The following is an 18,847-nucleotide window of genomic DNA, read 5'->3' as shown; positions in this document are numbered from 1 at the left end:
ATGCGTCAGCAGATCGTTGATACCGCTCGCGAGATGGAGCGCCTCGGCATCAATCAGGGCACGTCGGGCAATGTGAGCGCGCGCTGGCATGACGGACTCCTGATTACTCCGAGTGGCGTGCCGTGCGCGGCGCTTTCGCGCGAACAGATCGTCTGGATGCCGCTCGACGTGCGCGATGACGATCCGCTTTTCGAAGCGCAACGCCCTTCCTCCGAGTGGCGTTTTCATCGCGACATCCTGCGCGCACGCAGCGATGTGAACGCCGTAGTCCATACGCATTCGCAAGCCGCCACGGCGCTTGCGATCCACAGCCGGGGCATTCCCGCGCATCACTACATGGTGGCCGCGGCGGGCGGCAATTCGATTCGCTGCGCGCCGTATGCGATCTTCGGCAGCCAGGCGCTCTCCGATCACGCGCTCGAAGCGCTGCATGAGCGGCTCGCGTGCCTGCTCGCGCATCACGGCGTCATTGCGCTCGGGCGCGATCTCGCGCGGGCGCTGTGGCTCGCCAACGAAGTGGAGGTGCTCGCAAAGCAGTATTTGCTGGCGTGCCAGTTGGGCGAGCCGCCGCTGCTTTCAGATGCGCAAATGGAGGAGGTCATCGAGAAGTTCAAGGGCTACGGGCCGCGCAAGTAATACGCGGGCGCTCGCGCGCCCAGGCAGTCGTGGCAATGTGATAGATGCGCGATACACACGCGGTACAAACGATTACGCAGTCGGTTGGCGGTTGGCAGGTCAGTCAAAAACCAGCAGATCAAAGACAGGAGACGGTGATGGCGTGGAGTTCAGCAGGGGTCGACAGATGGGTGGCGCGCAGCGCGCGCATGGGTGCCACGGCAGGCGTGACGATGTTCGCCGCCGCGGCAATGCTGGCAGGCTGTTCGAAGAGCGAGTCGCCTTCAACCAGTGCGACGGCGACGGACGCCGCCGCCGCGAGCGCGCCGGCGCAGGCCGCTGCGGCACCGGTCACGAAGATCAAGGTCGGCTTCTCGATCGCCACGCTCAACAACGCATTCTTCGTAGGACTGAAGAACGGTGTGGAGCGTGGTGCGGAAAAGCAGGGCTTCGATCTGGTGCAGACCAACGCAAACGGCGACGCCCAGCAGCAGGTCAACGACACGCTCAACCTGCTGAGCCAGGGCGTGCAAGCGATCGTGCTCAATCCGATCGATTCGAAGGCGATCATTCCAGCGGTCGAGAAGGCCAATTCGATGAACGTGCCGGTCTTCATGCTCGACCGGGGCTCGGACGGCGGTAAGGTCACCTCGTTCGTCGCTTCGGATAACGTAGCGCTTGGCGCCACCGGCGCGAAGTGGATCGCCGACCAGTTGAGCAAGCGCTATGGCTCGCCCAAGGGCAACGTGGTGGACCTGATCGGCCTCATCGGCACGACGGCGGCCACGGACCGCGAGAAGGGCTTTTCGGAAGAGATCGCGAAGTATCCCGACATCAAGGTCGTCGCGCGCCAGGAAGGCGGCTTCGACCAGGAAAAGTCGCTCAACGCGATGACGAGCATCCTCCAGAAATATCCGCAGATCGACGCGGTATTCGGCGCGAACGACGACAACACGGTGGGCGCGGAAAAAGCCATCGACAATGCGGGCCGCTACAAGCCGCTCGGCGACCCCGGCCACATCATGGTGATCGGTGCGGACGGCACGGCGCAGGCGCTTTCGGCGATCCGCGCGGGCAAGCAGGACGCGACGATCTCGCAGAACCCGATCGGCATGTCCGCAAAAGCGATGACGTTCATCACCGACTACGAGGCGAAGAAGGACGTGCCTGGGAACTACGCGTGGCCGACCTATCTGATCGACAAGTCGAACATCGATTCGGATGGCGTGAAGCAATACGGTCTGTGGGCGCTCGAAGTCAAGCAGTAACGGGCATCGGTCTACGCGCCGGCTGCGCGATGCGTGCGCCGGCGCCCGGGATGAACGGATGAAACGCGAATCAGGTTCGGCAATGCACGTGTCGCAAGAGAACACGAGCGCGGGCGGTAGGACAGGCGCGCCGCCGCTTTTACGCATGACCGGCATCGTAAAGAGTTTTCCCGGCGTGAAGGCGCTGCGAGGCGTGAGCCTCGAACTGCACGCGGGGCACGTGATGGCGATCGTCGGCGAGAATGGCGCGGGCAAGTCCTCGCTCATCAAGACGCTTTCCGGCGCTTACGAGCCGGACGAAGGCGCGATCGAAATCGACGGCGTGCGCCTCGCGCGCGGTACACAGGCCGCGATCGACGCGGGTGTCGCCGTGATCTACCAAGAGCTATCGCTTGTCAACGACATGACGGTGGCCGAAAACCTCTTTCTTGGCCGCATGCCGCGGCGCTATGGCCTCGTCGATCATCGCCGCGCGAACGCCATGGCACGCGAGGCGCTGGCCCAGGTCGGGCTGGAAGGCGTGCCCCCGGCCATGCGCCTGGGCGATCTGCCACTCAACAAGCGCCAGCTCGTCGAGGTCGCGAAGGCGCTCGCGCGCGAGGCGCGCATTCTCGTGATGGACGAGCCCACGGCCGCACTTCAGCATCACGATATCGCGCATCTCTACGCCGTCGTGCGGCGTCTGCGTGCGGCGGGCATGGGCATCATCTTCATTTCGCACCATCTCGAAGAGGTGTTCGAACTTGCCGATTCGGCCGTGGTGATGCGTGACGGCGCAACGGTCGGCGCGCGACCGATGTCCGAGTGGAACGAACCGGCGCTCGTGCAGGCGATGGTCGCGCGTAATCTCGACTCGTTCTATCCATGGGAGGCGCGCCCCTATGGTGATGTGGTGCTGGAAGCGCACAACGTGGCGAGCGCGCCCGTACTGCGCGACGCGAGTTTCAGCATTCGCGCGGGCGAGATCGTGGGCATAGGCGGCATTGCGGGCGCGGGACGCACCGAGCTTCTGAAGACGCTGTGCGGTGCGCTGCCGCTCACCGGTGGCGAACTGCGGCTGCGCGGGCGCAGGATCGCGCTGCGCTCGCCCGCGCAAGGCATGCGCGCAGGCATTGTCTACACCGCCGAGGACCGCAAGCTCGAAGGGCTCGTGCTCGAAGCGAGCATCGAAGAAAACATCGCGCTTTCGAGCTTGCGCGCGCTGGTGCGCGGCGGCTTCGTAAGTGCCGCGAGAAAGCGCCGGCTCGCGCGTGAGGCGGTCGAGCGCTTCGCGGTCCGCGCGCCATCGGTCACGTCGCTTACTGGCAATCTTTCGGGCGGCAATCAGCAGAAAGTGATTCTCGGGCGCGCGAGCGCCACGTCTCCGGCAGTCATCCTGCTCGACGAGCCCACGCGCGGCATCGACGTCGGCGCGAAGACCGAGATCTATGCGCATATCGTTGCGATGGCGCGTGCGGGCGCGGCTGTCGTGCTCGTGAGCTCCGAACTGCCCGAACTGCTCGGCATGTCGGACCGCGTGCTCGTGATGTATCGCGGCAGCATCGTCGGCGAGATCGCGCGCGAACACGCCAGCTCGGAGACGATCATTCAATGGGCTACCACCGGAGTCGCAGCATGACGTCCACCACGGTTCGACCGCGTGAAGAAACACAAACCCTGCAACAGCGCGTGCTGCGTCAGATGCGCAGCGGCCTCGGGCCGCTCATTGCGGCGCTCGTGCTCATCTGCGTTGCGCTCTCGCTGGCCTCACCCGAATTTCTCACCACGAGCACGCTCACCAACATCATGGTGCAGGTGTCCGTGGTCGGCATCGCGGCGGTGGGCGGCACGTTCGTGATCATCACATCGGGCATCGACCTTTCCGTGGGCTCGCTCGTCGCGCTGAGCGGCATGGTGGCCGCGACTGTGATGGCCGGTGCGAGCCCTGACGCGGTGGGCCTTGGCGTGGCGGGACTCGTCATTGCGCTCGTAACGGGTGCGGCCGTGGGCGCACTTAACGGCTTCGGCATTGCATGGCTGAGGCTCGTGCCGTTCATCGTCACGCTCGCAATGATGGCGATGGGGCGCGGCCTCACGCTTGCGATTTCGGACGGCCGCACGAAATTCGACTTCCCCAATGTGTTTACCGCGTTCGGCGCGAAGACGTTTGCGGGCCTGCCTGCGCCGATGCTCGTGATGCTGGCCGTATTCGTCGTCGGCCATGTATTGCTGCGCAAGACTGAATTCGGTCACCAGGTGTTCGCCGTGGGCGGCAACAAGGAAGCGGCGCGGCTCGCGGGCATTCCGGTGAGCCGCGTGATCTTTCTCACCTACATGTTCGCGGGCGTGACCGCCGCGATTGCGGGCATCGTCCTCGCGGGGCGGCTCAATTCGGCGCTGCCTTCGGCGGCCAATGGGCTGGAACTGCAGGTGATCGCAGGCGTGGTGATTGGCGGCACCTCGCTCGCGGGCGGGCGTGGCTCGATCGTCGGCACGTTCATAGGCGTTGTGCTGATCGGCGTGATCAATGTCGGGCTCTCGCTGCTCGGCGTCAATCCGTTCTGGACGCAGTTCATCCAGGGCGGCGTGATTCTCGCGGCGGTTTTGCTCGACGCGCTGAGCCAACGGCGCAAGCTTTGAGCGGAGAAGTCAACGTGAGCGGTGGTGCGAAGGCCACCCATACAGGAGACGCGACACGTGAAAAAGATCATTAATCATCCTGATCATTTTGTCGACGAGATGATCGACGCATTGCTGCTCGCCCATCCGGGCTGGCTCAAGCCGGTCACCGCCGACCGCCGTGCGCTCGTGCGCGCCGACGCGCCGAACCCGGGCAAGGTCGGGATTGTGACCGGCGGCGGGTCCGGGCACCTGCCGGGCTTTCTCGGCTACGTGGGGAAGGGGCTCGCAAGCGGCGTGGCCGTGGGCAACGTGTTCTCCTCGCCATCGTCGGAGCAGATCTACGAAGCCACCAAGGCGGTTCACGGCGGCGCGGGCGTGCTCTACCTGTACGGCAACTACGGTGGCGACGTCTTGAACTTCGATCTCGCCGCGGATCTTGCAGACGCAGACGGCATCGAGACCCGCACCGTGCTCGTGGCCGACGACGTTGCTTCCGCGCCGCCCGAACGGGCCTCGGATCGCCGCGGCGTGGCGGGTATGGTGTTCGGCTTCAAGTGCGCGGGCGCGGCGGCCGAACGCGGCGACACGCTCGCCGAAGTCGCGCGCGTTGCCGCGAAGGCGAACGGCGCGACGCGCACCATGGGCGTGGGCCTGTCGCCCACGATCCTGCCGGCAGCCGGCAAGCCCACCTTCACGCTGCCCGATGGCGAGATGGAGATCGGCATCGGCATTCATGGTGAGCCGGGCACGCACCGCGGTAAGCTGGAGAGCGCGGATGCAATCGCCGAACGGCTTGCCGGTGCGATCTTGGGCGACCTGCAGGCCAAGGCGGGGTCGAGCGTGGCGCTACTCGTCAACGGACTCGGCGCGACGCCGCTCGAAGAACTGTATCTGCTGTATCGACGCGCCGCACAGGCCGTTGCTGCAGCAGGGCTGCGCGTGGCGCGCGCTTACGTGGGCGAGTACGTGACGAGCCTCGAAATGGCGGGCGCGTCGATCTCCGTGATGCAACTCGACGAAGAACTCGACACGCTGCTCGACGCGCCGGTGCGTTCGCCATTCTGGCGCGAAGGATGGCGCGTTGACGAAGGAGGCCCGCGATGAGTCTTTCGGTAAGCGAAATAAAGACGCGGCTCATTGGCGCGTTGAACGCCATGCCTGCCAGCGCGGAGGAACTGCGCGAACTCGACGCTGCAATCGGTGACGGCGACCTGGGCGTTACCGTGAAAGCGGGCTCCCTCGCGGCGGCCGATGCCATCGCGAAGCTGCCTCCCGACGCCGCGCTGGGCGACGTGCTGATCGCCGCGGGCAAGGCTTTCTCTACGGCGAACCCTTCGACGTTCGGCGCGCTCGTGGGGGGCGGGCTGCTCGCGGCCGCGAAGACCGTGGCGGGTCGGCAGGAGGCGGGCAGGGCCGAAGCGCTCGCCATGGGTCGCGCGGTAGCTGCGCGCATTGCCGAGCGGGGCAAATCGCAGCTTGGCGACAAGACGCTGCTCGATGCGCTCGTGCCGAGCCTCGACACCCTCGAAGCATTCGAGTCAGGCAGTGGTGACGAGCGCACGCTCCTCGACGCGATGATCGACACGGCGCAGCGGCAGGTTCGCGCCACTGCCGCGTTGCAGTCGAAGAAAGGGCGCGCGGCGTGGGTGCAGGAACGCAGTATCGGTCACGCCGATCCCGGCGCGACTGCGTGGCTCAGGTTTCTTCAAGCCTGGCGAGGCTGAGTTTTGCCATCTACCGAAAGAGCATTTCAGCGACGCCAGCCGCCGCTGAAAGTACTACGACAGCGAGTGGCGGCATTTTCCAGCGTGTGAGCAAAAAGAAGCCAATGGCCGCGATCGCAAAGTCGAACCGCGTCTGGACGGATCATGAGCGGCCCATCCACCGTCGCCGGCACGCGTCAGCGATACTGCCGCGATCATACCCGAACCGCCGGCACCTTCTCAGACCGGGAGACGCTCACCGGCCGCGCGCGTGAGAGGTACGCGTTCACGAGCGTGACGAGTTCCCACCTGAGTACTGGCGACGCAAGCTGCCCCTGCCGCGCCGCCTCGTGAACGGCGCCCGCTAGCGCGCCCGCAAGCACCTGAGCGGCGAGGCGAACATGGTGGGAGCCGCCGCTCGCGTTCGCGATGAACAATGCCTCATAGGCTTTCCGGCATGCCAGTTCGAAGCGGTCGTGCGCGCTGCGCGACGTGTCGCCACGCGGGCTCTCTTCCATCAAGACCCGATGTGCGGCCGGATGGCGGCTATGCACGGCAATCATGCCGTCCACGAGTGCCGCAATTCGGCGCGTGCGTGGAATCTCCGGATTCGCACCGGCTTGCAGCACCGCAAGCACGTCGTCGAAATGCCGGCGGCGCACCGCGTCGATCAGCGCGAGCTTGTCGGGGAAGTATTGGTAAAGCGAGCCGATGCTCACGCCCGCCGTCTCCGCCACCGCGTTGGTCGTGAATGCGGACCAGCCGCGCTCGCCCAGAATGTGAGCCGCCGCGTCGAGAATGGCGTCGATCGTCGCCCTCGAACGCGCCTGTTTCGGCGCTTTGCGCATGGCGCCAGAGGTTCGGGTAATGCGAGTAGCCATGTGCGCTCTCCAGTGCGAACATGAGCAATATGCTCGCATTCCAGTAGGGAGTCCAGCGGCACGGGTGATTCGTAGAGCTCGGAGACATCGATGAACACGCAAGCCCACAATGAAGCGTATCGACGACGAGACCTGCCAATATGCCTCGGCGTGCGGTTCCTTTCGGAAGCGTCGACGCTCGCGTTGTCCGTCGTGATTGGATGGAGCGTCTACAAGATCTCGCAAACACCGCTCACGCTCGGTATCGTCGGCATCGTGGAGTTTATTCCTGCCGTGTTGATGACGCTGCCCGCAGGGGAACTTTGCGATCGGTTGTCGCCGCGCCCGCTCGTCGTAACAGGCCTTGCGCTTCAATGCTGCTGCGCACTCTCGTTCCTCGCGTTGTCCCTGCTGCATACGAAAGGGCTATGGCTCTTCTATGGCGTGCTTTTGTTGCTCGGCACGGCGCGAGCGATCGCCGAACCAGCCGCACAGGCGCTGTTGCCGCTGCTCGTGCCACCGGATCGGCTGCCGCGCGCGGTCGCTGCCAGTTCCACAGCCTGGCAGATGGCGGTCGTCCTCGGGCCAGTCGTGGGTGGCGTCTGCTATGCAATGGGCTCGAGCGTCGCGTATCTGGTCTGTGCGTTTGCCTTCTTTGCGGCGACGGCGGGTGCGATGACGTTGTGCAGCCAGCGGTCGAGGCGCGAACGGTTGTCGCTTCAAGGGCGCATCGCGCGTGTGAAGGAGGGGTTTGCGTTCGTGCGCTCTGAACCGGTCGTGCTTGGCGCGCTTTCCCTCGATCTGTTTGCAGTGCTGCTAGGCGGTGCGACGGCTTTGTTGCCGGTCTACGCTCAAGACATCCTCAAGATGGGGCCGCAAGGCCTGGGCGCGCTGCGCAGCGCGCCAGCCGTTGGCGCTTGTCTCGTCGGACTGGTGCTGACCCGCTTCCCTCCTGAACGTAACGTCGGCCCCAAGCTCTTTGCGGCGGTGATCGTGTTCGGCGTGGCCACATTGGTTTTCGCGTTTTCGCGCTCGGCCTGGGTGTCGTGGTTGGCGCTTGCCGTGGTGGGCGCGAGCGACATGGTCAGCGTCAATATCCGCACGTCGCTGATTCAGCTTGCGACGCCCGACGTTATGCGCGGGCGCGTGTCGGCGGTCAATGCGCTGTTCATTGGGGCGTCGAGCGAACTGGGCGCCTTCGAGTCGGGTGTGACCGCCGCGTTGCTTGGAACGGTTCCCGCAGTGGCGCTCGGCGGAATCGGAACGATCGTCGCCGCGGCGGTGTGGATGTTCGCGTTTCCCGCCATCAGGGAAGCGGATCGCATCGACATCAAGCTGGGCTGAGCGCGTGTCATTCCTCTGTACAAATCGGGCAGATGAAAAGCGGAATTCTTCTCATTGACGCTTTCGTTCGCACGGTGCGCGCGCCGAATGTCTATGCTCGTTGTAATTGTCTCGACGCAGCAACGGCGCAGCGTTCTGGAGGGAGTTATGCAAGCAGATCCGAAAGTTATCGAATATCTCAATGCGGAACTAAAGAACGAGCTGACGGCAATTAATCAGTATTTTCTGCACGCGCGGCTGTATGGACACTGGGGCCTCGCGGCACTCGGCAAACATGAATATGACGAGTCGATTGAGGAGATGAAGCATGCCGATAAACTGATCGAGCGGATTCTCATGCTAGATGGTCTGCCCAATCTGCAGGACCTTAGCAAACTTCTGATTGGCGAAGATGTGCGCGAGGTGCTCGAGTGCGACCTCAAACTCGAACGGACTGCGCAGGCACAGTGCAAGGAAGCCGTGGTGTACTGCGAATCCGTTCGGGATTTCGTGTCGAGGGAGATTTTCGTCGAGATCCTCGACGACACCGAGGATCACATCGACTGGCTGGAAATCCAGCTTGGGTTGATCGACAAGATCGGCCTCGAAAACTATCAGCAGTCGGCGATGGGATCGGTCAGCTGATACGCAATCCGGCGTGGATCATGCTCACTTTGGCTTGGCAAATGCATCCGCGATTTGCCGTGCGCGTTTGACCTCGTCGCTGTGCAGATAGATTGAGGTGGTCGAGACAGAAGCGTGCCGCAGGTTGTCGCGCACCGTGGTGAGTTCCGCGCCGCGCCCGAGCGCGTGCGTAGCATGCGTGTGGCGCATCCAGTGCGGACTCGCGCGCCTCAGCTTTTCTGCAAGCGGCGCATGATCGGCCTCGATGGCCTTCGCGGCCAGCAGGAAGAAACGCCGAAGCACACCCCACAAACGCGCGCTGCTGATCGTGGCGTCGCTGTCGGCCTCGAGACTGCCGATGACCGGGGTTGCGGGATTCCAGCGCAGGGGCACGACCGGCAGGTCACGTTCGGCCAGATAGTGCGCGAGCGCCTCCCAGGCGAGCGGCGGCAAGGCGACGCGCGCAAGCTTCTTTCCTTTGCCCGTGACGCGCAACCAGTGATCGCCGCGTGCATCCGTCTCGACGTGGCCGAGCGTGGCGCCAACCAACTCGCTCGCGCGCAGGCCGGTCGCATAACCGAAATCCAGCAGGAAGCGCAGCCGCTGTGCCGCCGGCGCCGACCAGCCGTATGACCATTCCAGGCCGTCTGCAATCGTGCGCGCGAGCGCCCATTCCCCTTCGCTGAATGCGTGCGAGGTATCGAGGACCTGTGTGCCGCTCGCGCCGCGCACTTTCACGCCGGAAAACGGATTGGCGAGCACGTAGCGCTGCTCGATGAGCCAGCGGAACAGCGCACCGAGGATCGACAGCGCATGGGCGACCGAGCGCGCTGAGAGGCTGCCGTTGAACGGCCGCCAGTCCGGCGAGGTGCGCACCCGCACAGGCCCGACCCAGCGGCCGCGCGGCGAGGGATGACGCAGGAACGCGCGGTAGGCGATGGCATCTTCGGTCGTGAGCGACGAGAGCGCGCGGCCGCGCTCGACGATCGCCCAGAGGATCAGGCGTTCGGCTTCCTTCTTGTAGGTACGCTGCGTGGCGGGCGATTCATGGAGCGCCAGCCAGGTCTGCACGGCTTCATAGTCGTTCGAAGCGTCCAGCGTGCAGGTCGCGCGAGGTGCCCGGAACGCGCCTTCGGAGCCATCGACTTCGTGCGGCAGCTTCAAGGATTCCCACGGTGCGATGTCGCCGCGCTGGCTCGCCACGATGAGCGCGCGCGCCTTTTCCGTAAGTGCGGGCCACGTCGCAAAGAACGCTTCGATTGCGCGGGCGCTCGCCATGCCGAGTCCTGGCACGGCCTTCCACCATTGGCGGCGGCGCGGAATGCGCACGGTTAGGTCGGCGAGCGTGGTAATGCCGTGCGCGTACAGCACCCGCACGGCGCGCGGAGCGAACCACTGTGCGATGTCGTCGGCGATCTGGGGTTCGGGGGGGCGGGCGGTGCGCAGGCTGTCGATTGCCTGGGCGACAGCCTTGGCGTGGCGCTCGCGTTCTTCCACCGGGTGCTCGAACAGCGCCACCAGATCGTCGCGATGCGCCGCGCGCGCGATGGCGATCAGCCTGCGCCGGATGCGCCCGAGCACGCCACGCGCCGATTTCCCTTCGCCTAGCGCCGAGGGCAGATAGCGCTCGACGGCGGCCCGCACGGCGAGGCCCGCATACCACGCGCGCAGCATGGCGAGTTCGTCGGCATCCGGAAATCCGGGCGGGTCGCTGGGAGCGGGGGCCGGCAAGGGCATGTGGCGCGTTTTCATGCATCGGAGTTTAGCGTAAAAATTGGTGCCTTGTGATAAGAAGGATTATCTTTATAGACGTGGATGAGACCGAATTTCCGTGGAAAACGAGAGGGCGCCGTGGGTGCCTTTGCGGTTCAGGAACTCGGGGTGCCGGAAGACAGTTCAGTCCTCCTGGCGCAGGCGCAGCCAAATATCACGATTTCACACGCCGCCTATACTCTGACCAGCCATCTTCTCGTTTGCTTTGTGCTGATTTGAGGCTGTTAGCGAACATCGATCAAGGTCTCTCCCCGAGTCAAGGCTCGACCTCCGCAAATAAAGGAGATTTCCAATGTCTGCAAACACGGCGATTGACGTTCCCGACGACCCGGCGGATGGCGGAAGGCGCAGGTGGATAAAGGCCGGCATCAGCGTGGCTACTATCGTTGCAGGCACGCAGCTCGCCGTGAGCGATGTGCAGGCGGCGGCGCTGTCCGAATCGCAGCGCAACGCACTGACTCCAGATCAGATCATCGAAATGATGAAAGCCGGCAACGAGCGGTTTCGCACCGGCAAGATGAAAAAGCAGGATTTTCTCGCGCAGAAGCGAGCAAGCGCTACCGGCCAGTACCCTGCAGCAATCGTCCTCAGTTGTATCGACTCTCGCGCGCCAGCAGAGATCATTCTGGATATGGGAATCGGCGACACGTTCAATGCCAGAATCGCGGGAAACATCGCAAATCAGGACATACTCGGGAGTATGGAGTTCGCTTGTGCCGTTGCCGGCGCAAAAGTGATTCTGGTGATGGGGCACACCGCATGCGGGGCGATAAAGGGTGCAATCGATAACGTTCAGTTGGGAAATTTGACGGGTTTGCTCCAGAAGATTCAGCCGGCCATCACGGCAACGCAATACTCTGGAGAGCGAACCAGTAAAAATGATGAATTTGTCGATGCTGTGGCGAGGTCGAATGTTCAGGGCGCGATAGCTGCGATCCGCAGTGGAAGTCCGATCCTGTCCGATCTGGAAAACAAAGGGAACGTAAAGATGGTGGGCTCGATGTATGACATCAAGAACGGCAAGCTAACCTTTCTATGAGAATTCGATGGCGATTCGGGAACAATTCGTAGCTCTTGTGAGGCGCGAGTATTTTTTGATTCGCCAAGGTCAATAACGCAAGGTGGCGACACCGTACGGCATTGCGCCGGACGATCTGGAAAACTTCACCGAGGACCTCGGCACGCTTGCGCCGCGCGGGGGAGCGTTGCACCCTGATTCTGACGTTCGATTCGATCTGCCGCAACGCATCGACGAACATCTGGGCGAGATTCCGCGCCGGTCGCCGAGTCTCCTCCGCGCGTCATGAAACCGCTGCCGGACAGCCTGACGATTTCTCCGATGATCTGGGTGCGCTCGACCCAGCCGGGGCCGGCGAGCCTTATAGACTCGAGCGCTTAAAGGGTGCTGGATCGCCCTTGACGAAACCACGCGCTGCACGATGCCTTTAGCAGACAGGCACCATCGAGGTCCATTGTCTGGCCACGGTTGACGGCATGACATGGCCAGTTTTGTCAGTATGTCGGCCGATTTCATCAGTCTGTCCGGCTTCTGTTGGCGCTAGGATTCGCATGACGTGCCTTGGGTCCCTGCGAAACAGGTCGGGACCAGGCGTAGCAACACGCTGCGCCGCCGCATCACAGGCAGCAAACAGATAACTAAGGAATCCATATGAACAGGGAAGTCGTGGTGGTGGGCGGCGTGCGGACCGCGATCGGAAAATTCGGCGGCAGCCTGAAGGATGTGCCGCCGACCGAACTCGGTGCAATCGTCGTGCGCGAACTGCTCACGCGCAGCCACGTCGAAGCAAAGGACGTGGGGCATGTGGTGTTCGGCAACGTGATCGCCACGGAGCCGCGGGACTTTTACCTGTCGCGCGTCGCCGCGATCAATGCCGGCATTCCTGATTCGACGCCTGCGTTCAACGTCAACCGGCTGTGCGGTTCGGGCTTGCAGGCGATCGTTTCCGCCGCGCAAACCATTCTGCTCGGCGATGCTGAGGTCGCGATCGGCGCCGGTGCCGAGAACATGAGCCGCGCGCCGTACATCACGACCGAGGCGCGCTTCGGCGCACGTATGGGCGACGCACGCCTCATCGACATGATGCTGGGCGCGCTCAACGATCCTTTCCACACTGTGCCGATGGGCGTCACCGCCGAGAATGTCGCGGGCCGCTATGGCATTACGCGTGAGCGCCAGGACAATCTCGCGCTCGAGTCGCATCGCCGCGCGGCGAGGGCTATCGCCGAAGGCCGGTTCGCCAGCCAGATCGTGCCGGTCAAGCGCGCGGTGAAAGGGCGCGAGAGCGTCTTCGACACCGACGAGCACTTGCGCCACGATGCAACGATCGACGACTTCGCGAAGCTCAAGCCCGTATTTGCGAAAGAGAACGGTACGGTCACGGCGGGCAACGCTTCCGGCATCAACGACGCTGCCGCAGCCGTCCTGTTGATGTCGCGCGAAGCGGCCGAGGCGCGCGGCCTCGCGCCGATGGCGAAACTCGTGGCATATGCACACGCCGGCGTCGATCCGCTCTACATGGGCATTGGCCCGGTGCCGGCTACGCGTCTTGCGTTGCAGCGCGCGGGCTTGTCTGTCGCGGACCTCGATGTGATCGAGTCGAACGAGGCCTTCGCTGCCCAGGCATGTGCGGTCACGCAGGAACTCGGCCTCGACCCTGAAAAGGTGAACCCGAATGGTTCGGGTATTTCGCTCGGCCATCCCATTGGCGCGACTGGCGCACTGATTGCCGTGAAGGCGCTGCACGAACTCAAGCGCATTGGCGGCCGCTACGCGCTCGTCACGATGTGCATTGGCGGCGGCCAGGGTATCGCCGCCATTTTCGAAAACATTCAGTCATAAGTTGAACGCGACTTCGGTCGCGCGATAAAAAGCAATGCAAATCGAAACATTGGGAATTGTCGGCGCCGGGACGATGGGCTCCGGCATCGCGCAGGTCGCCGCGCTCGCTGGCCTGCGCGTGATCGTGGTCGACGTCAGCGACGCGGCGCTCGACAGAGGCCTCGCCACAGTGAGGGGAAGCCTCGATCGGCTCATGGCGAAAGACAAGCTGGACGCGGCGGCGTGCGACGCCGCGCTTGCGCGCATCGAGACATCCACGGATTATCAGCGGCTCGGCGCTGCCGGGCTGATTATCGAGGCGGCCACCGAAAGCCTCGATCTGAAGTTGCGCATCTTGAAGCAGATTGAAGCGGTCGCGCGTCCCGACGCCATTCTCGCTTCCAATACGTCATCAATCTCGATCACCACGCTTGGTGCTGCGCTTGCCGACCCGTCGCGCCTTGTCGGCATGCACTTCTTCAATCCGGTGCCGCTGATGCCGCTCGTTGAAATCATCCGGGGCCTCGAAACCGGTAGCGCCGCCGCGGGGGCGGTCCGCGAACTGACATTGCGGCTCGGCAAATCGCCAATCAGTGTGCGTAATTCGCCGGGCTTCGTGGTCAACCGCATTCTCGTGCCTATGATCAACGAGGCTTTCTTCCTGCTGGCCGAAGGTGTCGCGCCAGCCGAGGATATCGACACCGGTATGCGTCTCGGTGCGAATCAGCCGATTGGCCCGTTGGCGCTGGCCGACCTCGTTGGGCTCGACGTGGTCCTTTCGGTCATGGACGTCTTTTACAAGGACTTTGGCGATTCGAAATACCGCGCGTGTCCGCTGCTTCGTGAACTGGTGGCCGCCGGGCGTCTGGGCCGCAAGACTGGGCGCGGCGTCTACAGTTACGACTAGAGATCTGCAAGGGAATCGGCGTTGCGTGCTTGTACCGGGAGAACGCAACGCTAAAACGCTGACATATCCATGTAGCTAAAAGCGGAAATTACCGCGTGGCTGCAATCTGCTTGATCGTCCTTTCGACGACTGGCAGCCCAATCAGGCGTCGGTCGGCGACATCGCGTTCGTCAGGACCGGCGAAACCTGGTAATCCCCCAAGGGGACTTCCTTCGGAGCGTGTCTGGTCTGCCAGACACTGCGCAGCGCGTGCTGGCAACGCAAACCGGTAGGGAGCTGCCGTTATATTCCGACCGCGCAAGCCAATACGTGAACCGGGCGTACCGGAAACTGGCCGCCGACTTCAAGGCAAGCATCTAGACGAGGCGGCGCGCTAATGCGTCGGATCACGCCCCGACGGAGAGCTTCTTTAAGACGCTGAAAGTCGAAAGACTCTATCAGGCTAACTACGAAAGACGTGCTCTCGCTCGTCTGGACATCGTCGACTGGATCGAAGGCTATTGCAATCGGCAACGCTTGCAGACCTCGATCGACTTCCATACCCCTCTCGACTACGAGGCTGGGTTGACATGCCTTGCTGTACGTGGAAACGAGGCAAGGTCACCTAAGCGCTGGCAGTCCATCCATCCGCATTCGTGCGCGACCAGTCGCGACCAACCGCGACCAATCGCCGCCGGCCACGCAGAGCCGCGCGCGCGTCAACGAAAGAGCTTGACCGCCAACAACTCAAGGCGACGTTCGACTTTCTCTGACGTTGTGCTGCCTTTAACCTGTCGCGTCCACCAACACCTGCCGATCAGCACTCCCGCAATCGGGATCGCCTCCTGCCGCTGGCACCGCGTCTTCAGTACACGTCGCACCTGATCCATCGCACATGTCGCCCTGTAGCCTATGAAGAATCCCGTCGCTCCCGAAGACCATCAATCGGCTATCGAGTCTGTCCTGAGTCGTGTTGCTCACGTTCGCGAGCCCGATATCGGTCTCCTGAACGATATCGTCAGTTGCATGCGGCCACACCGCGCAAACGACGGCGATGCGGCACGGCATGCCATCCACACACTCTGCGTACTGCTCGAACGGCACGCCGAATATCGGGCGAGGCTGCGTGATGCGTTATTGCGCCTCCTGGCGGAGCGCAGGCAGGTGGCACTCTACACGGACGTCGGCATTTTTCCGAATAGCGGCTTTGTCGCCGAAGTCACGCGCCGCCTCGCTCGAAGCACGCTGCTTCCCGATCTCTTCGACCTGTCCCAGTTGTGCGATGTGATCGCCAAGGTCTTCAAACGGGCAAGCGATCATCTGTGGGTTCGAGAGGCTGGTATCGATGCCTGGGCCAAACTGTTGCGCGCGCTGCGCTTTGACGAGGTGCCCGAGCCGACCTGCGCACGCGACGCGCCGGACGCTGTACAGCCGCTACGCCAGTTGCTCGAAGCGTTGCGTGTGCTCTCTTACCGTATTGCAGCCATTGGTCTGGAGCGTGAAATGCTTCGGCACGATTCGACGCTCGATTCGGATTGCTCGCCATTCATGGCGCAAAACCAGGAAATGATCGCGTATCTCGCGCGCTTCAATACATCGCCGAACGCGGCGCCGTCGACCGATGTCCAGCTTTGTTGCAACGGAAATACGACCCGCGCCCGCGCTGCAGGCGTGGACGCGGAGCATCTCGCGGCGCTGCTGAACGAATGCCGCGCGGTGGGCGACCGCATTCGCATGCGCGCCGCGCAGACCGGCACCAGCGTTTCGTTAACGCTGCATCTGTTGCGTCTGAAACAACATCTGGCGCGGGCGGAAAGATTGATCGGTGTGGTGGCCGCGCTGCACGAGCAACGCGGTGCCGATATCGTGCTGCCCATGATCGCCGAACTGGCGTCCGAATTGATCCAGGCTGAATGTTGCCGCAACAATCTGCACGACTATTTCCGGCAGAACGTCGAGCTGATCGCGCTACGTGTGACGGAGAATGTCGGTCGTGCAGGCGAGCACTATATTACGTCGAACCGTAAGGACTACTTTGCGCTGCTGCGCTCCGCGCTACTCGGTGGTTTCCTGATCGGCTTCATGTCCGCGCTCAAGTTCATGATCGCGAGACTCGGCTGGACGCCGCTCAACGAATCGATCGGGTTTGGCCTCAACTATGGACTCGGCTTCGTCCTGATTCACGTCCTGCGCGGCACCGTGGCCACCAAGCAGCCCGCGATGACGGCCCATGCGCTCGCCGCGGCAATCAAGGACAACAGCCGCAAGGGCGGCCGCGACCTCGAACACCTTGTGACGCTCATCGTGCGGACCATGCGCAGCCAGACTGCAGCGATTCTAGGCAACATCGCGCTTGCCGTGCCCGTTGCGGTGTTGATCGGTCTGGCGTACCGGCAGGTCATGGGGCATTCGTTCATCAGCCCCGCGGCGGCGACTGAACTGCTCAAGGAGGTGGCGTTCAGACCCTCCACGCTTTTCTATGCCGCGATCGCGGGTGTGTGTCTCTTTTTTGCCGGTCAGATCAACGGCTATTGCGACAACGTGTGCACCTATGAGCGCATCCCCGAGCGCATCATGCATATCCGCTGGGCGCGCCGCGTGTTCGGCGAGCGTCACCTTCAGCGGTTAGCCAACTATGTGAAAGACAATCTCGGCGCGCTAATCGGAAATTTCGTTTTTGGCTTCATGTTGAGCGGTGTATGGGCGCTCGGTGTGCTGTTCGACCTCCCGATCGACATCCGGCACGTCGCGTTCGTGTCAACCTACTCGGGCTTCGCGAGCGTCTCGCTCAACTTCGCTGCACCTCACTCACTGATGTTGGCAGCCGTCGTGGGCACCTGGACAATCGGGGCGGTGAACCTGCTTGTCAGCTTTAGCCTTGCGATGTGGGTCGCGCTGCGCGCGCGCGGCGTTACGCTTTCCGAGACACGCAGGCTCTTGCGCGACGTGCTGCGACGCCTGCGTCATTACCCGAGTGAATTCTTCTTCCCCCCTCGTTCACATTTATCAACGGACACGGATGCGCGCGGGGAGTCCAGCTAAACCCCCGTCGTCGCTCTCGTAGTTTGCTTGAAGTGTGATATCCGCGTTGTCCGGCGCGTATGCCACGAGACAGATCGTTGGCATTGCGCTTCGTACGCGTCTTCAACTCACGTTTAATCGACGACTTCACCCTTAGGCGTATCAAAACGCGCGGCCAACGGGAGGACGCCGCTGGGTATCGTCGTGGACTCGTCGCACTACGTATGGGGCTACACCCATGCGTCAATTAATTGGGAGCTTGATATGTCGAATGAAGTAAAGCGGTCTTTAAAGGTCGCACGTCAGAACATTACCGTTATCGGTGGCGGCGTGATCGGCGCATCCTGGGCAGCGCTGTTTCTCGCCAATGGCATGCGGGTCACGGTCACCGATCCGATGCCCGGCATCGAGCAGAAAGTTCTCGCCTATATCGACGAAGCCACGCCTTCGTTGCTCGCACTCGGTTACACCGAGGTCGATACCGGGAGTCTGTTTTTCGAAAGTGATCTGGCCAGGGCGGTAGCAGGCGCAGACTACGTCCAGGAAAATGGGCCGGAGCGTCTGGAATTCAAGATCGATCTCTGGTCAGAGATCGAAAGCGCAGCGCCGGCGTCGGCGTTGCTGCTGTCGTCCAGTTCAGGCATCGGTGCTACCAGGCAGTCTGTGAAACTCAAACAGCCGGGGCGCCTGATCATTGGACACCCGTTCAATCCACCCCATCTGATGCCGCTGGTCGAGGTCGTGCCGGGTGAAAAGACCCCGTCGGAATTGACGGCCAAGGCGATCGACTTCTATGCCACGATCGGCAAGGTCGCGCTTGAAATCAAGCAGGAAGTTCCAGGGTTCGTGGCCAATCGCCTGCAGAGCGCGATCTTCAGGGAGTGCGTGTCGCTCGTCAAGCGAGGCGTCGTCTCGATCAAGGATCTCGACAAAGTGGTCACCAGCTCACTCGGCATTCGCTGGGCAACGGGCGGTCCCTTCCTGTCGTTTCACCTTGGCGGTGGCGACGGGGGGTTTGCACATTTCGTCGAACATCTCGCACCCGGCATGGAATCGCGCTGGGAGGATGAAGCCTCCAGGAACGTTCATTTCGACGAAGACACCAAGAAGATGCTACTCGATCAGATCGGCGAGGCTTACGGCGCCGCCTCCATTACACAGCTGAATACCGATCGGGACGTCAAGGAAGTCACGATCATAAACGGCTTGGCTCAAATACACGACAAGCCGTGAAAAATTGGCGAAAAGCTTACTCGAAGCGATTGCCGGCGAAACTCAAACAGAAAAAATATTAGAATGTCAGATAAATCTATTTGTTCTACGAAGAGAATACT

The 18,847-nt window shown here is 62.7% G+C and carries 16 protein-coding genes and 1 pseudogene; 15 read left to right on the top strand and 2 right to left on the bottom strand.

Annotated features, from left to right (window positions below; translation table 11 throughout):
- The 6 genes from JMY28_RS28260 (at nucleotide 1) to JMY28_RS28235 (ending at nucleotide 6,208) form a co-directional block, all read left to right on the top strand.
- Nucleotides 1-636: a class II aldolase/adducin family protein gene (locus tag JMY28_RS28260; protein WP_201699325.1), complete on the top strand. Its 636-nt coding sequence runs from the start codon at nucleotides 1-3 to the stop codon at nucleotides 634-636.
- 137 nt (nucleotides 637-773) lie between these two features.
- Nucleotides 774-1,883 (top strand): sugar ABC transporter substrate-binding protein, encoded by a 1,110-nt coding sequence (locus JMY28_RS28255; RefSeq protein ID WP_201699204.1) that lies wholly within the window; start codon nucleotides 774-776, stop codon nucleotides 1,881-1,883.
- A gap of 82 nt (nucleotides 1,884-1,965) precedes the next feature.
- Complete coding sequence (locus JMY28_RS28250; RefSeq protein WP_201699324.1) at nucleotides 1,966-3,501, top strand: sugar ABC transporter ATP-binding protein; 1,536 nt, start codon at nucleotides 1,966-1,968, stop codon at nucleotides 3,499-3,501.
- Nucleotides 3,498-4,502 (top strand): ABC transporter permease, encoded by a 1,005-nt coding sequence (locus tag JMY28_RS28245; protein ID WP_201699203.1) that lies wholly within the window; start codon nucleotides 3,498-3,500, stop codon nucleotides 4,500-4,502. The genes JMY28_RS28250 and JMY28_RS28245 overlap by 4 nt, the downstream gene beginning before the upstream one ends.
- A gap of 57 nt (nucleotides 4,503-4,559) precedes the next feature.
- Nucleotides 4,560-5,588, top strand: a complete 1,029-nt coding sequence (locus JMY28_RS28240) for a dihydroxyacetone kinase subunit DhaK (RefSeq protein ID WP_201699202.1) — start codon at nucleotides 4,560-4,562, stop codon at nucleotides 5,586-5,588.
- The gene (locus JMY28_RS28235; RefSeq protein ID WP_201699201.1) at nucleotides 5,585-6,208 is read left to right on the top strand and encodes a DAK2 domain-containing protein; all 624 of its coding nucleotides are present in this window, start codon (nucleotides 5,585-5,587) and stop codon (nucleotides 6,206-6,208) included. Before JMY28_RS28240 ends, JMY28_RS28235 begins: the two co-directional genes overlap by 4 nt.
- Before the next feature lie 194 nt (nucleotides 6,209-6,402).
- Here JMY28_RS28235 and JMY28_RS28230 read toward each other — a convergent pair whose 3' ends face one another.
- On the bottom strand, nucleotides 6,403-7,068 hold the full coding sequence (locus JMY28_RS28230) for a TetR/AcrR family transcriptional regulator (protein WP_201699200.1): 666 nt from the start codon (nucleotides 7,066-7,068) through the stop codon (nucleotides 6,403-6,405).
- A 90-nt stretch (nucleotides 7,069-7,158) separates the two neighbouring features.
- On the opposite strand from JMY28_RS28230, the gene JMY28_RS28225 reads away from it, so the two are divergent.
- Together JMY28_RS28225 and bfr are read left to right on the top strand one after the other, a co-directional pair.
- Nucleotides 7,159-8,391 (top strand): MFS transporter, encoded by a 1,233-nt coding sequence (locus JMY28_RS28225; protein WP_201699199.1) that lies wholly within the window; start codon nucleotides 7,159-7,161, stop codon nucleotides 8,389-8,391.
- Nucleotides 8,392-8,538: 147 nt separating this feature from the next.
- Entirely contained in the window at nucleotides 8,539-9,015 is a 477-nt protein-coding gene (gene bfr / locus JMY28_RS28220) for a bacterioferritin (protein ID WP_201699198.1), read from the top strand.
- Between the two features lie 24 nt (nucleotides 9,016-9,039).
- Here bfr and JMY28_RS28215 read toward each other — a convergent pair whose 3' ends face one another.
- Nucleotides 9,040-10,731 carry a phage integrase family protein gene (locus tag JMY28_RS28215; protein WP_407945551.1) on the bottom strand — a complete coding sequence of 564 codons (1,692 nt, stop codon included), beginning with the start codon at nucleotides 10,729-10,731 and terminating at the stop codon, nucleotides 9,040-9,042.
- 114 nt (nucleotides 10,732-10,845) lie between these two features.
- On the opposite strand from JMY28_RS28215, the gene JMY28_RS28210 reads away from it, so the two are divergent.
- The 7 genes and pseudogenes from JMY28_RS28210 to JMY28_RS28180 all read left to right on the top strand — a co-directional run bounded on the left by JMY28_RS28210 (nucleotide 10,846) and on the right by JMY28_RS28180 (nucleotide 18,746).
- Nucleotides 10,846-10,986 carry a hypothetical protein gene (locus JMY28_RS28210; protein ID WP_201699196.1) on the top strand — a complete coding sequence of 47 codons (141 nt, stop codon included), beginning with the start codon at nucleotides 10,846-10,848 and terminating at the stop codon, nucleotides 10,984-10,986.
- A gap of 73 nt (nucleotides 10,987-11,059) precedes the next feature.
- Nucleotides 11,060-11,806 (top strand): carbonic anhydrase family protein, encoded by a 747-nt coding sequence (locus JMY28_RS28205; RefSeq protein WP_201699195.1) that lies wholly within the window; start codon nucleotides 11,060-11,062, stop codon nucleotides 11,804-11,806.
- A 630-nt stretch (nucleotides 11,807-12,436) separates the two neighbouring features.
- The gene (gene bktB, locus JMY28_RS28200) at nucleotides 12,437-13,627 is read left to right on the top strand and encodes a beta-ketothiolase BktB (RefSeq protein WP_201699194.1); all 1,191 of its coding nucleotides are present in this window, start codon (nucleotides 12,437-12,439) and stop codon (nucleotides 13,625-13,627) included.
- Nucleotides 13,628-13,661: 34 nt separating this feature from the next.
- Nucleotides 13,662-14,513 carry a 3-hydroxybutyryl-CoA dehydrogenase gene (locus tag JMY28_RS28195; RefSeq protein ID WP_201699193.1) on the top strand — a complete coding sequence of 284 codons (852 nt, stop codon included), beginning with the start codon at nucleotides 13,662-13,664 and terminating at the stop codon, nucleotides 14,511-14,513.
- A gap of 217 nt (nucleotides 14,514-14,730) precedes the next feature.
- A pseudogene (locus JMY28_RS39070) lies at nucleotides 14,731-15,080 on the top strand (IS3 family transposase); the annotation flags it as partial.
- 324 nt (nucleotides 15,081-15,404) lie between these two features.
- The gene (locus JMY28_RS28185) at nucleotides 15,405-17,534 is read left to right on the top strand and encodes a recombinase (RefSeq protein WP_201699192.1); all 2,130 of its coding nucleotides are present in this window, start codon (nucleotides 15,405-15,407) and stop codon (nucleotides 17,532-17,534) included.
- Between the two features lie 243 nt (nucleotides 17,535-17,777).
- Entirely contained in the window at nucleotides 17,778-18,746 is a 969-nt protein-coding gene (locus tag JMY28_RS28180; protein ID WP_201699191.1) for a 3-hydroxyacyl-CoA dehydrogenase NAD-binding domain-containing protein, read from the top strand.
- Nucleotides 18,747-18,847 lie beyond the last annotated feature (101 nt).

This window comes from Paraburkholderia hiiakae (assembly GCF_904848665.1).
In the GTDB taxonomy this organism is placed as follows: domain Bacteria; phylum Pseudomonadota; class Gammaproteobacteria; order Burkholderiales; family Burkholderiaceae; genus Paraburkholderia; species Paraburkholderia hiiakae.
Note: the sequence above shows the minus strand (reverse complement) of the source record. Positions and strands in the feature narration are given on the sequence as shown.